We start from the raw sequence: 13,927 nt of genomic DNA on the forward strand, positions 1-13,927 counted from the left end.
CATAAAATAAATTTTGAACATTATTCTAAATCTTTATAATTTTACAGAATGATAGCAGAACATGAAATAATCTTAGACAAGATTGATCTTAGCATCTTAAGGCTTATGCAGGAGAATGCACGCATCACCAATGCCGATATGGCCCGTGAGTTGAATATGGCCCCCTCCGGTGTATTGGAACGTGTAAAAAAGCTGGAGCAGAAAAATGTAATACTGCAATATACAACCCGGATAAACCCTGCACCATTACGACAAAAGTTACTGGCATTTATTTTTATGAGGGCCGCTGATGGTCTTGGATGTAGTACCACGGGAAAGGAGCTGGCTAAAATTCCCGAAGTACAGGAAGTGCACCAAATTGCGGGCGAAGATTGTTACCTCGTGAAAGTACGAACTGCTGATTCCGGTACACTTATGGATCTCATGCGAAGCCAATTCAGCAAAATCCCAAACATACTTTCCACACGAACAACCATCGTTATGGAAACTGTGAAAGAACAACAACAAATAATCATTCCTGAAAAATAATTAAATGGATTCTTTAAATAAAAAAAACACTTCACCCTTGAAGGTCGTTCTGGCTTTTGCCACTGTTTATATTGTGTGGGGTTCTACTTATTTTTTTATACAAAAAGCAATCACTGGTTTTCCTCCATTGTTGCTTGGAGCAATACGTTTTTTGATTGCCGGATTTTTAATGCTTGTATGGACCGGGCTGAAAGGTGAAAATATATTTGTATTAAAAGACATTAAACATGCCGCGGTGAGTGGCTTTCTCATGTTGACGGTGGGAACCGGGGCTGTAATATGGGTTGAACAATATTTACCGAGTGCCATGGTGGCTATCATGGTATCTTCAGGGCCCATCTGGTTTATTTTGCTGGATAAGCCGATGTGGGCTAAAAACTTCAAAAGCAAGGCTACTATCGTCGGCCTTATCCTTGGTTTTGCCGGGGTAATATTATTATTCAGTCAACAAATTATAGAAGCATTTTCCGCTGCTGGCAACCGCCGGGAGCTGGCGGGACTTGCTATTTTAATCATCGGTTCAATGGCATGGGCAGGGGGATCACTTTATTCAAAATATAAATCAACCGGAGGTTCCGTGTTGGTAAACAGCGGGTGGCAAATTTTTGCTGCGGGCATAGCATTTATTCCGGGAAGCCTTATAAGAGGAGAGGTGCAGCATTTGAACTGGAGCGCTATCTCCACCAGTGCATGGCTATCGGTTGCCTATTTAATTTTCTTTGGTTCAATTGCGGCTTTCAGTGCTTATGTATGGCTGCTGCAGGTGAGGCCTGCAATGCAGGTAAGCACGCACGCTTATGTAAACCCGGTAGTTGCTGTTTTACTGGGCGTGTTCTTTGCCAATGAGCATATTACACTTATGCAGGTTCTTGGGCTTGTAACCATATTGGGAAGTGTGTCCATTATTAACCTGGTAAAATACAGGATGGGTCGTGTTGCTGCTCAAAAAGAAAATGATGTAGCGCAGCGTCACGTGCTAGTTGAGCCTGTATTAAAATACCGGGCGACTGCTACCATACAACCTGCCAAAGATTAAGAATCATGTTAATCTTAAGTAGAACTGCTTATATAACAGCCTGGGCTACCCTAAGTTAGATGAATGTACCCATATGGAGATGAAAACAAATCAAAGATTCATCACAACTTTGGTAACAAGGCGTGGCTTATCTTCAAAGACAGAACTGCTGGTGGAATAACTGAAATGCTTCTAATTGAATGAATACAAAGGCCAAAATTGATCCAAGCAAATTCTTTACTTTTCCTATTAATTCGCTTTCCGTGAATGGCTTTATAATATAATCATCTGCGCCCAGTTGCAAGCCTGCTTCAATTTCTTTTTTTTCTGATGAGGATGTAAAAAAAATAAAGCGGGAATTTTTAAGGGTGGGATGTTGTCGTAAACGCTCCAATAAATTAAAGCCATCCATCACCGGCATCTTGATGTCGCACAATATTAAATCGGGTCTTTCCTGTAGGGCAGTATCCAGCCCTTCTTCGCCATTACTGGCTGTGCAAACGCAGTAATCGGACAACTCAAGCAGTTCGCTGGTATTTTCCCTAATATCCCCGTTATCCTCCACTACAAGAATTTTGTGTTTCATGCTGAGGGGGTTTGTATAAAGATACTATTCAAATTCAAGAATTGAAAACATTTGGCGATGATTTCTATGTTAAGAAACGGGGTTGCGTACACCTGCTCTTCAACCAGTAGTTATATGCCCCGTTACTATCAGGAAATTTTAATTAAAAATTGCTATTTACTGACGACTATCAGCCGGTTTAATATTATTCATCATCGGCCACCAGAGCGGGCTTTACTACTTTTACCATGCTAATTTATTTTCTTAAATTTTAATGTATTTTTATGAAAAAGATTATGTTATTATTTGCCGGTATAATGGTAGGAATTATATCCGCAAAAGCCCAGGAAAGTACAGTTCAACCGGCTAAGAAGTTCTTTGTTTCAGTAGCTGGCGGACCTTCTTTCCCAGTGGGTACTTTCGAATCCAAAAATGCCAATGTTACTAATAATTCCACCTCTGGTTTTGCCAAAACGGGGTTTAATATTAACATGCATGTTGGGTACCAGCTTCACCCAAACTTTGGTATTGTTTCTCACCTCCTTTTTTCGCAGTATAAACTCGATGTTTCCAAATTTGCCGATGTTAAGGTATCTACAGACCACTGGAAATATTATGGAATAGTGGCCGGCCCTATGGTTACGTTACCGACGGGACAAAATGCACAGTTCGATTTTAAAGCATTGGCTGGTGTTGCCAATGTTAACTCACCTGGTGTAACTGTAGACAGCAGCAATTATTTTAAAGAACAATGGTCCGCTGCGTTTGCTATGCAATTCGGCACAGACTTCCGTTACAACTTAACAGAGAGATTGTACCTTATTGCCAATGTGGATTATACCTATATGAAGCCAAAATTCAACGTGCCTGCTCCAGGGGAAGGAGTCACGTTTACACATGATCCCCGGCAGGAAATGGAACACATTAACGTAACCGGTGGTATCGGGATAAACTTTTAATGGTGCCCTGTTACGAATGCATAATGAGGGAATGAGAATTAAATGGCACTGCCTGTGCTTGCAGTAACTGCAAGTGCGGGCAGTTTCTTTCAATATTTTGTTCCAGCACATAATAAAAAAATGGTTTCGCGTAAGCGTTGTCGCATAGCCTTTGGCGTTAGCCATGCTTCCGGTAAAAAGAAACAAATGATGTCTAAGGTATATGAAACCGGCAATATTTTCCCATGACACTTTAAATATAAAAACAGCCAAACCCTATCCGGACATTTCCTTTGACAAACTCACATCAATCACTGACAGGAGCTGCTCATTGGTCTCCGGACTAACGGCATTATTGAAGTTAACTTATGGGTTTTAAACACAAAGGCACCAGGCTTTCATTGCCCGGTGCCTTTGTGTTTAAGCATTTTCAACCTTGCATATTTTATAATGTCAAGGCATAACTAACGTTATTGATGGAGTTGTACCGATCCTAAATTAGTAACGACGCCAGTTGCTACGTTGGTAGAAATTGTAGAATCCCTATAAGAATTATTAGCGTGGATAGCCACATTATAATTACCCGCCTGCAGGCCACCAATTAAAAAATTTCCTGAAGTTGAGTCAGCAATGGCGGAGCCAATTGTATCAGATACATTTTGGATAGCGTAAACTATACTGTGAGAGCCGGCCGGCATTACCATACCCTTAATAGCTCCGGAAGTAGCGGTGGTATAAGTCCTTATAACCGGCTTAAGTGAATAAGACCCGTTCCCTGTTTGAACAATGGAACGCCCTGCATCAAAATCGAGCCAGATCTTATATTCAATGCCTGCTACCAGCGTCGCATGAATATTTAATTTTAAACCAGATTGTTGTGCAGACGGAGTAGTAAGCGGAAACGTTGCTCCATTTATTACTACTGAATTATTACTTCCCAGTACAAGCCTGATCTGGGATACGGTTCCTGCGGGGAGTTCCTGCGAAGCTAAAACGGTATCAATACCATTTTTGAAATCAAGTAAATCATATACTCCTTTCCTCTTTAGGGGAAGAGAAGTCCATCCACTTTGGGCGCCGCTATCGGCACTTGAATTTACTTGTATATCTTGTATGTCAATATTAACTGCATCATAGGCAGACGGGTCATCAGTAAGTGAGACGGTCATTCTTGATGGGCCTGTGGTACTGTTTTTTTTACAGGCAACAGTGCAGATACTAACAAAAGATACAATAGCAATAAATAATTTGAAAGAAATTTTCATACGGTGTTTTTAGGTTAAAAATATTATTTGCTGTGAACGCCAAAATGATGCCATGTATTGTAAATTTTAAAAGTGGATTATCCCCAATATTGCGGATTGGACATCTATTCCAGGAAAAGTGCCTTGAGAAATTAGCTGCTTAGGACATCCTTGTGCAGTCGTTAATTTTTGGGTTAATTGTTAAAGGGTAAATCTACTTAACCGCTAATCAATTCTAAGTAATTTCCACACTGGTTGCATAGTAAATTCACTTATCCCGGTTGTGGCGTTGCCCATAATGGGAAAGTAGCGGGAAATAGAAGAGTTCGGGTTTGTTAGCATTAACAATAATCAATAAAACCATTCCGCTATAACCCTGATTTTATAAAATGTTCTATTACCACAATGCATGGTGTTGAATTAACGGTAACCAGTTTTTATTATTTCGCGAAGACTGTAATATGATAGTAACCAGGCTTACGACACGGCCGCTTTATTTTTATTGCGCCCATTGAGAAAATATCCCGCTGTACGTTTTTTGCTGCCCCGTGCCTAACGCAGCAACCCTTACGGAATATAACTGGCCCGGTCTTAAATTATTAAAAGTAAAAGTGCAGCGTAATATGGATATGATGGCAGGACATTGTTGGCCAAACTCAAAGAAATTTGCCTATATTAGATTAGTGGACGTTCTACAACTTTTGCCGCTTATGTTGTAACGCTCAAATTCATTGTAATGAAAACTATTGTTTATATAGGAACTAGTTTAGATGGCTTTATTGCACGAAAAGATGGAAATATTGATTGGTTAATGAAGTTTGCAAGTGCAGAAGTCTTCAAACCTTATGAGGAATTAACAAAACGAATCGATACAATTCTGATGGGGAGAAATACATTCAACAAAGTCCTTACATTTCCTTCCTGGCCTTATAAAAAGAAAATTCATGTCTTAAGCAAAAGCCTCACTCAAATTCCAAAAAAGTATAAAGATAAAGTTACAGTTTTGTCTCTTAGTCCAATAGATGCTCTTAAGCATTTATCTAAAAATGGGTATTCAACTATTTATGTTGATGGCGGTAGCCTGATCCAAAGTTTTTTAAAAGATGATCTTATTGATGAACTGATAATTTCAAAAGTGCCCGTTCTTATAGGAGATGGAATTTCATTATTTGGCTTTCTGGATTCTGACCTGGAATTTAAACATTTAAAAACCGAATCATTTTCAAATGGGTTAGTAATGAGTTTTTATGAACGGCAGAAAAAATAATGTCGGCTAACAGATAAGACTCATCCACAGGCTACTCATAGAATCTATAAATTATAAAAGTACCGCTATCCGGAATTTGCAACTCCGGATATTTAACAGGTATAACAGCCAAGTGTAAACGAACGGAAAACAAAATGAATTATAAAAGGTATGGTTTGGTAAAATCGCAAAGCATGTCTATTTGGTTGCATTGCCGCTATTTATTAGTTTTAAGTTAGGCAATGCACGAATTTGCATGAAATCCGTTAACACTATCTATTATGTAAGACAATGGCCCTTATAGCCAAAACAAATCTCAAAAAGCGAATAATTGCAACACTCCTGGACTATACCCTATTTTCGTTTGCAACATTTATTTACATAATGCTGGCCGGGCATAATAATGATGAAGGTGGTAAAACAGTAAACGGTCTGTTGGCATTGGCCATTCCGGCTGCCTGGTTTATCTATTTCGTAGTTATCGAAGCTCTAAACGGTGCAACGCTTGCACATCAGGGACTGGATTTAAAAGTGTTAACTATTTGAAAGAAATGAAATTGAATTTACACAAGCGTTAAAGCGACATTTGCTTGACCCAATTGATATATTTATGGTATTCCTGCAATCATAGCGATTAAAAATTCAGAAAGACATCAACGTTTAGGAGACATGTGGGCAAAAACAATTGTGGTGGACAAAAAAGATAAAGAACAATTTTTATTAGATAACATCGGGCAAGTTTGACAAGATTGACTGTATGCAACACCGGCTATCCGCAGAATGTATAAATTATAAAAGTACCACCCCCAAAGTTTGTAATTTATTATATTTAAAGAGGTATAACAGCTAAGCCTAAACGAATCGGAAAAAGTTGACTCCAACCGTCTTAAATATCTCCTCTTTCACAACCCCGCATCAATCACTCATAATAGCCAATCGAACCATTCCCAGCATTGCGATTTATTAAGTCAATTCGCGGATACCTGCATTGTTTAAAAAATTGCTCCCGGCAAATAAAAAGTTTATATTCACAATAGAATCACTTTTCTTCTTCGGTAATAATTTTTCATCAAAACTCAAGTAACCATGCCAACTGCAAACCCCGATGAGGGCTTAAAACGTGTTATCGGCGTACCCGCACTTACACTTTCAATTATAAGCGGCGTAGTCGGTGCAGGAATTTTTGTACTTCCTGCAATTGTGGGGGCAGAACTGGGCGCCTTTAGTGTATTTGCCTATATATTTTGCGGCATCCTCCTCGCTTCCATTATGCTTTGCTATGCGGAAACAGGAAGCCGTATTACAACGAGTGGTGGTTCCTATGCATATGTAGAGGCAGCATTTGGCGACTTCCCGGGTTACATCGTTAACTGGATGTATTTTTTTGGATGGAGCATTATCGGCAGCGCCGCATTAATGAACATTATAGCAGACTCGCTAAGTGTTTTATTTCCCGTGTTTTCAAACCCACTGGTACGGGGTGTATTTTTTCTTATCCTGTCATTGTTTATGATATTCATAAATGTATACGGGGCAAAGCAAAGTGTAGGTGTTGTAAAAATTATTACTATTATAAAACTGCTTCCGTTGCTTGGTATCATCATCTTCGGCTTCAGTGAAGTGCACACAGCTAACCTGCGCTGGGAGCATTTACCTTCTTTTAAAAGCTTTGCCGATACCACGCTCGTTTTGTTCTTTGCGTTTGCCGGATTTGAAACTTCGCTCGGTGCAAGCGGAGAAATTAAAAATCCAAAACGGGCCGTGCCGCTTAGTATTTGCATAGCAGGAGTAGTTGTGCTGGTAATTTATATGCTTTTACAAATGGTGACACAAGGTTCGTTGGGAGCACAAATGGCTTTATATAAAAATGCTCCTTTAGCAGCAGTTGCAGGCAAAGTCGTCGGACCCATAGGCGGAACTGTTCTGCTGCTCTGTGCAGCGCTTTCATGTTTTGGAAATGTAACGCTTGATATATTGTGCACACCGCGGTCTTTATTTGCGGGTGCCAACGATGGATTATTTCCGAAATTTTTAGGCAAAGTTCATCCTAAGTTTGCCACACCATACATTGCTGTGATAACTTACGGTTTATTGATATTTATCTTTTCCATTTCAGGCGGATTTCAACAATTAGCGCTTATGGCAAGCGCCATCATATTGCTTATCTATCTCGCGGTTATTTTATCAACTATTAAATTGCGAATGAAAAAAGATGAAGAAGGTCAAAAACTTTTTAAGGCACCCGGCGGATGGGTTACACCATTGATCGGCATTGCGGCTATTGTCTGGTTACTGACCAGTTTAGGTAAATGGGAAATTCTTTCGACGCTTTTATTCATTGCGGCTGTAAGCGTTATTTACTTTGTCACCAGGCCCATCAGGCATAAAAATAAGTTGGTGAAAATTATGAAGTGAGGATGCCTGCGATGAAGTGTCATGTGCGGAAAAAGGTGCGGTATATAAAAAACCTAATTATTAAGTCCTGCTATACCATGCCTGCACCCAAGGATATCCAACGCAATATAACAGCCAGGGTTAAACGAATTGCACAATGGTTTGCTCCTGCAAAGGATAAAGTATGCATTAGCGTACCTGCTTATCAACCTGTATTTAATTTGTATTGCTGTACCAGGTACCAGCTAAACAAAAACCCAACGTAAGTGTTGGGCTTGTTTTTTGGTTTCTCTGGGAATAATATTTTGGAAAGGTGTATCAATACTTAATCCAAGATGTGTTAATTGCGTGTAAGTAATTTTTTATTATTAGTATATTTTACTAATAATAAATTTTGGTTTAATTAGATATATCAACAAATTATATATAGTTTAGTAACGGTTTTTCATAGGATATTGGATTTTAAAACAAGACTGGATTTCTATCCGGTCTTCTTTTTATTCCATATATCTGGAAAACCGGTCATCCCAACTTTACCGGCGTCCTCACCGTACAATCTATAGCTTCACGGCCGTTGAGGCACTTATTTGCTTTCAAAAATGCACATCAACAATTTGTACAAGTCGCCTGAAACGTATGCCAGTCAAATCTTTGCTGCCAATTAAGGTGGCCAGGGGAAATGTCCGCTTTGGTTAAAAATTGAGCGGCTTTGGTAAGGCATTTCAGAAATTGTTCCGATATTTTTGCCTTTTATAGAACTCAACTATAAGGTTTAAAAACAATAACTGCCGTGCCGAAACTAACTTTTCTTATCACTTCCAAAAGTCCACGTCCGTTGTTCAAACGAAACGCATTAAAAGAAATTTTAAACGGCAACGTTACTGAAGAAAATTATGCTTTGCTTGAGGATGATTGGACGATTGATAAGCGTTGTAGTGACGCTTTGAAATATTGGCAACTAGCGGGCGATGCGAGATATAACCGTCTTCTTATTGTTTTGTATATTTAATATCCTCCAACGGCAGTAGATAATTGGGCAGACAGCTAAGCGTTTTATCATCTTCAATTGTAAAATCAATGCCTTTAAAACTTACCTGTTCCAGGGACGGGTTGAGGGTAATTGTAAAATGGTTATTGTCGTTTGCTTTATCCTTAATTAGCGTAGCAACATCAGGAAACAAAGTATGTTGAACATAGATCGTATCGCAGTGTGCCATACCCATATTTACTTCGCCGCTATCATTGGAGTATGTCCGTTTTTGCTGGCCATCCGTAATAAAAATGCATAAAATATCGCGGAGTAAGTAGGCGTTGGCATCTTTAAAAATAAGGTTATATCCTTTGGCCTGTTTAGACTGGCTGGTTACGCTAAAATCTTTACCGGGTTCCTTATCGCTCTTTAGTTGAAGCGTGTTGCCTGTTACAGAGAAAGTACCCGTTGCGTTGCGATCAACGGCGCCATAGCTAAAAAAGAATTGAAACTTACCATCTGCCGTAAAATTAAAACCCGAGGCCATTTCCATCTTTCCAAAGTAATATTCACCTTCAATTTTGTGTTGCGACATGGATTGCAGGTTTACAATAAGCAGTAATAAAACAATACCTTTTTTCAAAATGTAAATTCGCGTTTGGTTGCACGATAGTTTAATAAAGAAACGAAATTTTCGTTACAAGAAGAAGCCGGGAGTGGCATGAATCTTCGCAAACAATTATAGAGGTAATGGCACGTATAGGAATACCCATGACCGTGAAATAACAAAGCCGGAAAAGGTAAACAGTGGTGTGTAAATAACTACTCTATTTCAGGTGGTAATTCATTTTCAATAAGGGCGTAATAGGCAATCACAATTCCTATAGCAGCAATAGTTGCAACAATTAAAAGACTTTTCATAAAACAATTTTAATTAGAACTCTCCCAATTATTATACCATTGATTTGCGGGCGTGACAATACTTACTGCGTATTCATCTTTAAAAACTCATCTAACCTTTTCTTTTGCCTTAGGTGATGGCGAAAATGCATTTCTGCAAACTGCAACCATTCATGAGCGTTCAGGTAATTCAGGCCAGGGTGTTTTGTTTTGCCTTTATATTTACTGGCAGCCATTAATGTTGCCAGCCTGTTCATCTCATTTTTTATTTTTTCTAAAGAACCACTTAATTGTTCTTTGCTGGCTGGCTGCGGAATACTTGAGTTTGAAGGCGCTCCTTCAATTCGTTCATCAGGAAATTCATTATTGCTGAACATGTTTTTGGCCGCGGGCGACGCATCTTCATCTGCATGATCATTTGTTGAAATACAGATTCTTATTTGGTCCATATAAAAATTCGTATCGTCTATAAGATGCCTATACAACTGCCCAAGCGACCAGCCGTCAGGAGAAGGCTTAATATATAATTGCGTAAAATGGTATCGTTCTAACCCATTTATCCAGCTATCCACTATATGGTTAAAATCGTCGATTAACATTGCAACCCTTTTACAGATGCTAAATTATTATTATTTTTTTTTCATAAATAATTATTGTTTCTACGGATGTTTTTTCCCAAAGTTTAATGTAGTAGTTTTAAGAAACAGTTTCCACCCATATATAAAAATCAAAGTTCAAAAAAATGAAAAGAAATTTATTTAATTCTATGTTAGTCTGCTGCTGTTTTATTTTTTTAATGGCAGTAGCGGCCAACTTAAACGGGCGATGGAAGGGAGTATTAACCACGCCCGATGGCAATAACCTTGACGTATCTTATAACTTTAAGGTAAGCGGTGATACATTAACAGGCACTGCAGAATCACCGGAAGGAATGGTAACTATAGACAGCGGGAGAGTTGAGGATAATACATTTTCTTTCCAGGTTACAGTGGATGGTAATGCTTATCCACATAAGGGAAAGCTCTATGATGATTCGTGCGGAATTGATATTGACTTTGGCAGCCAGTGGGTGCATACTACGCTGCTAAGAGATACGGCGAGATGACAAAGACTTTCTTCAGTAATTAAATGTCTTAACTAAACCGTTAGGCATGCTCTTTACTCATGTTATTGGCGACGGAGTATTTAATCATTTTACTTAAGATGGTAAGATTGATGTCTTGTAGTGCTGGGATATAAATGCAGCCTTTCCCGGTTTTGTGTTTTCCAAATTTTGTATGCAGTTTGTCTCTTTGTTCAGGGCTTATTGATAGATATAAAACAATTGCATTTGCCCTTGAAGCAAATGCTGCAAGCGGTGCATCACCTTCATGCCCGCTTTCATATTTGTAGTGATAGCTTCCAAAACCAACAATACCTGTGCCCCACATTTTTGGTTCAAGCCGGGTAACTTTATAAATTAACGCGGTAATTTCAGTACAATCTTTACGCCTGTCTGCATCCGGAATATTATTTAAATATGTCGAAACGCTATTGCTGGTTTCCGTTGTTTTATTTTTGGCCATAAGATTAAATGCTGCTTACACTAATTTAATTATTTTTATTTAGCTCATGCAAGCTGGTGAGCAAGTTATTAAGCCGTATGTTCTTTCTTTGAAAAGCAATTAATCGTTAATGAATGGTATATAATAATCAAACGTGTTCGAAAAGGAAAACATTAAAGCTACCGGCGCATTCGCAGATACCCCTCGATTTCCAGTTGCAGTAAGGCTACATTCAAGTTGCGGTTTTGAACGGGTAATTCCATTACATCATTCGTCTTGTAATTTTCAATAAATTCAAATCCAAAGGATTTATAATATTCAATTATTTTAAGGTTATCTGCCCAGGTATCCATTCTCACAAACTGTAACTGGTTTTGCAATGCAAAGACGCAGGCCCAATCCAAAACTTTTTGAAATTGTTTAAGGCCTTTAAAATCGGGGTTCACCACTATCCGGTGCAGGTAGATGGCGTTATCCCGGTCTCTTTCGCGCCAGATAAAAGGATCACTATACTGAATGCTGAAAATGCAGGTGACGTGGTTGTCCTGCACAATTTTATATTGAAGCCCTTTATCTATGTCTCTTTCCAAACCCATCCTGTCAATGGCTTCCCAGACCTTATAACCGTTTATTCCCTGCAGATTCATTGCCTGTTCAAAAAGCCAAAATATCATATCTAAATCATCCCGGGATGTATTAATAATTGTAAAGTTTCCAGGTTGCGTTAATTCCATTTTATAAATTTATTTACATCCCACGGGAGTAAATTATGCCGGTCTTGCGGGCATCATAAAAAATATATTCTTTCGCCCGATGCGGATAGAACAAAAAGGCTTTTAAATAAAATGATAAAGAAATAAAACGTCGCCGGTAAAAGCGGGCTTTGGCTGGTCTTTTATTTCAAGTTGAATAAAGAGTGTGGCTTTGGTAATGCCCCTGAGGTTAATGATCGATTTAAGCGCAACCCTGCATCGAACTTCACTGTTTACGAGTACTGCCTGCCCAAACTTAAGCTGTTCTATACCATAATTTACTTCCATCTTAAGGTTCTGCACATCGGCAACCTGTTTCCAGAAATAAGGTATAAGCGAGAGCGTAAGGTAGCCGTGCGCAATCGTGGTTTTGAAGGGACTTTCTTTCTTTGCTCTTTCTGCATCGGTGTGTATCCACTGATGGTCAAGCGTGGCATCAGCAAATTGGTTAATCTGTTCCTGCGTTATTTTATGCCAGTCGGATACGCCGAGTTCTTTGCCTAAATGCGATTCGAATTCTGCATAACTTTTTATGACAACCATAGGTTATAAATTAATTGAATGATTTTCTTCTTTTAAAATAAGATACATTGGTATTACTGGAAACGTTTTTTTGAATAACTGTTTGTATGTAAACGTCGCTTTTGGGTACCTAACGTAAAAATAAAATATCCCGGGTTACAAACATCAGCGCTGCAAAACTTTTATCATGATGAATGGAAAAATAGGTGGATGACAATCTTATCATTATATTTTTGCACCCTTTATAAGCAGCACCGATTTTATAGATTGCTCTTTTAAATGTAAAAACGTTTTACGCTCTTCGTCGCTTTTAAAATTGTCAAAATCCTCTTCATCCGCAAACTCTACAAGATGAATTTCGTAAGGCTTATCAATATGATGTTCTATAAATGTATTTTCTGTTGGCCGAACCCGCAGCAAAAGCCGTCCGTTATATTTTAATATAGTTGGCATGGTAATGTCCTCAAACCGTTGAAATACACTTTCCTGCCCTTCATTAATGTAAACCAGTTGTAGTATAAAAATCATTTTTTCTCTGTTTGTAAGGTTTACTTTTCTTCGTCGGGTTAATTATAACAATCTCTTAAGTTGTTCATTGAAATAAACAAATGTATCTCGTCCCTTTGAAATTGACTGCATATCTGCAATCTTTCCTTCTTTGTTAATAATAATAGTATAAGGCCATGCACTAAATAACTTAAATATGTAACGTCTTACTGTGTCGTTATTAGCCACAATTTTGAATTTAAACGGATGTTGTTTAAGAAACTTCATTACGGTTTCAGTGCTATCATAAGTAATGGAAATGAAAGTCACTTTTTTACCTGCATACAACTCAACTAACTTGTTTAGGTCTGGTATTTCGTTTATGCATGGCTGACAGCGTGTAAACCAAAAATTTAATACCACCACCTTTCCTCGTAGTTTTGAGAGTTCAATTTTTTCATTATCAATTGTCGTTGCTGTAAAGTCGGGAGCCGGAACACCAGTTAAACAACTATCCCTTTTTTGGAGCATAGCGAAGTAAACCGAATCGATCTTTGTCAACTTACGTAATGTTTCAGAACATGCAGCGTATTGTTTATCATAAGATTGGGCTGCAGCGTTAGTGAAGCAGATACAGGCTATTATTAAAATGTATAATTGTTTATTGCTGTTCATGGTGAATAGTAAGCATTGATTTTGGTAACCTATATTGTTTGTTGTTGAGTTAAAAAAAAGCGCAATTTAAAGCAAATAACATTTGCGGTATTGCTGCTGATGAATGAAGTTGACCGTTCGATTAAATGAAATTATTCATCTTGCGGTT

The 13,927-nt window shown here is 38.4% G+C and carries 18 protein-coding genes; 9 read left to right on the top strand and 9 right to left on the bottom strand.

All coding sequences use genetic code 11. From position 1 onward, the window contains the following. Nucleotides 1-48: 48 nt before the first annotated feature. Nucleotides 49-528: an Lrp/AsnC family transcriptional regulator gene (locus FW778_RS20380; RefSeq protein ID WP_202552398.1), complete on the top strand. Its 480-nt coding sequence runs from the start codon at nucleotides 49-51 to the stop codon at nucleotides 526-528. Between the two features lie 4 nt (nucleotides 529-532). Next, the gene (locus tag FW778_RS20385; protein ID WP_150416732.1) at nucleotides 533-1,564 is read left to right on the top strand and encodes an EamA family transporter; all 1,032 of its coding nucleotides are present in this window, start codon (nucleotides 533-535) and stop codon (nucleotides 1,562-1,564) included. 133 nt (nucleotides 1,565-1,697) lie between these two features. Here the strand turns inward: FW778_RS20385 and FW778_RS20390 are convergent, their stop codons facing one another. Further along, entirely contained in the window at nucleotides 1,698-2,129 is a 432-nt protein-coding gene (locus FW778_RS20390; RefSeq protein ID WP_150416733.1) for a response regulator, read from the bottom strand. Nucleotides 2,130-2,392: 263 nt separating this feature from the next. Here FW778_RS20390 and FW778_RS20395 point away from each other — a divergent pair, with 263 nt between their 5' ends. Both FW778_RS20395 and FW778_RS20400 read left to right on the top strand, forming a co-directional pair. Continuing rightward, nucleotides 2,393-3,067, top strand: a complete 675-nt coding sequence (locus tag FW778_RS20395; RefSeq protein WP_150416734.1) for an outer membrane beta-barrel protein — start codon at nucleotides 2,393-2,395, stop codon at nucleotides 3,065-3,067. 42 nt (nucleotides 3,068-3,109) lie between these two features. After that, nucleotides 3,110-3,295 carry a hypothetical protein gene (locus FW778_RS20400; protein ID WP_150416735.1) on the top strand — a complete coding sequence of 62 codons (186 nt, stop codon included), beginning with the start codon at nucleotides 3,110-3,112 and terminating at the stop codon, nucleotides 3,293-3,295. 221 nt (nucleotides 3,296-3,516) lie between these two features. Here the strand turns inward: FW778_RS20400 and FW778_RS20405 are convergent, their stop codons facing one another. Beyond that, nucleotides 3,517-4,311, bottom strand: a complete 795-nt coding sequence (locus FW778_RS20405) for a DUF4382 domain-containing protein (RefSeq protein WP_150416736.1) — start codon at nucleotides 4,309-4,311, stop codon at nucleotides 3,517-3,519. A 715-nt stretch (nucleotides 4,312-5,026) separates the two neighbouring features. Here FW778_RS20405 and FW778_RS20410 point away from each other — a divergent pair. The 4 genes from FW778_RS20410 to FW778_RS20425 all read left to right on the top strand — a co-directional run bounded on the left by FW778_RS20410 (nucleotide 5,027) and on the right by FW778_RS20425 (nucleotide 8,939). Next, the gene (locus tag FW778_RS20410) at nucleotides 5,027-5,557 is read left to right on the top strand and encodes a dihydrofolate reductase family protein (RefSeq protein WP_150416737.1); all 531 of its coding nucleotides are present in this window, start codon (nucleotides 5,027-5,029) and stop codon (nucleotides 5,555-5,557) included. 270 nt (nucleotides 5,558-5,827) lie between these two features. Further along, on the top strand, nucleotides 5,828-6,082 hold the full coding sequence (locus tag FW778_RS20415) for an RDD family protein (RefSeq protein ID WP_150416738.1): 255 nt from the start codon (nucleotides 5,828-5,830) through the stop codon (nucleotides 6,080-6,082). Nucleotides 6,083-6,622: 540 nt separating this feature from the next. Further along, nucleotides 6,623-7,951, top strand: coding sequence for an APC family permease (locus FW778_RS20420; protein WP_150416739.1), 1,329 nt, complete (start codon nucleotides 6,623-6,625; stop codon nucleotides 7,949-7,951). 769 nt (nucleotides 7,952-8,720) lie between these two features. Then, on the top strand, nucleotides 8,721-8,939 hold the full coding sequence (locus tag FW778_RS20425; protein ID WP_150416740.1) for a hypothetical protein: 219 nt from the start codon (nucleotides 8,721-8,723) through the stop codon (nucleotides 8,937-8,939). Here FW778_RS20425 and FW778_RS20430 read toward each other — a convergent pair. Together FW778_RS20430 and FW778_RS20435 are read right to left on the bottom strand one after the other, a co-directional pair. After that, nucleotides 8,920-9,495, bottom strand: a complete 576-nt coding sequence (locus FW778_RS20430; protein WP_150416741.1) for a hypothetical protein — start codon at nucleotides 9,493-9,495, stop codon at nucleotides 8,920-8,922. The two genes, FW778_RS20425 and FW778_RS20430, sit on opposite strands and share 20 nt — an antisense overlap. Before the next feature lie 388 nt (nucleotides 9,496-9,883). After that, nucleotides 9,884-10,399 (bottom strand): DinB family protein, encoded by a 516-nt coding sequence (locus tag FW778_RS20435; RefSeq protein ID WP_150416742.1) that lies wholly within the window; start codon nucleotides 10,397-10,399, stop codon nucleotides 9,884-9,886. Nucleotides 10,400-10,542: 143 nt separating this feature from the next. Here FW778_RS20435 and FW778_RS20440 point away from each other — a divergent pair, with 143 nt between their 5' ends. Then, nucleotides 10,543-10,905, top strand: coding sequence for a glycoside hydrolase (locus tag FW778_RS20440; protein ID WP_150416743.1), 363 nt, complete (start codon nucleotides 10,543-10,545; stop codon nucleotides 10,903-10,905). 40 nt (nucleotides 10,906-10,945) lie between these two features. Here FW778_RS20440 and FW778_RS20445 read toward each other — a convergent pair whose 3' ends face one another. The 5 genes from FW778_RS20445 to FW778_RS20465 all read right to left on the bottom strand — a co-directional run bounded on the left by FW778_RS20445 (nucleotide 10,946) and on the right by FW778_RS20465 (nucleotide 13,779). Beyond that, on the bottom strand, nucleotides 10,946-11,365 hold the full coding sequence (locus FW778_RS20445; protein ID WP_150416744.1) for a DUF1801 domain-containing protein: 420 nt from the start codon (nucleotides 11,363-11,365) through the stop codon (nucleotides 10,946-10,948). Between the two features lie 158 nt (nucleotides 11,366-11,523). Beyond that, a complete protein-coding gene (locus FW778_RS20450) occupies nucleotides 11,524-12,078 on the bottom strand; it encodes a GNAT family N-acetyltransferase (protein WP_150416745.1) in 555 nt (184 codons plus the stop codon). A gap of 102 nt (nucleotides 12,079-12,180) precedes the next feature. Beyond that, nucleotides 12,181-12,639, bottom strand: coding sequence for a MaoC family dehydratase (locus FW778_RS20455; protein WP_150416746.1), 459 nt, complete (start codon nucleotides 12,637-12,639; stop codon nucleotides 12,181-12,183). 204 nt (nucleotides 12,640-12,843) lie between these two features. Further along, nucleotides 12,844-13,146 carry a DUF1330 domain-containing protein gene (locus tag FW778_RS20460; RefSeq protein ID WP_150416747.1) on the bottom strand — a complete coding sequence of 101 codons (303 nt, stop codon included), beginning with the start codon at nucleotides 13,144-13,146 and terminating at the stop codon, nucleotides 12,844-12,846. Between the two features lie 42 nt (nucleotides 13,147-13,188). Further along, complete coding sequence (locus FW778_RS20465; RefSeq protein ID WP_150416748.1) at nucleotides 13,189-13,779, bottom strand: TlpA family protein disulfide reductase; 591 nt, start codon at nucleotides 13,777-13,779, stop codon at nucleotides 13,189-13,191. Nucleotides 13,780-13,927 lie beyond the last annotated feature (148 nt).

This window comes from Ginsengibacter hankyongi (genome assembly GCF_008710285.1).
Lineage (GTDB): Bacteria > Bacteroidota > Bacteroidia > Chitinophagales > Chitinophagaceae > Ginsengibacter > Ginsengibacter hankyongi.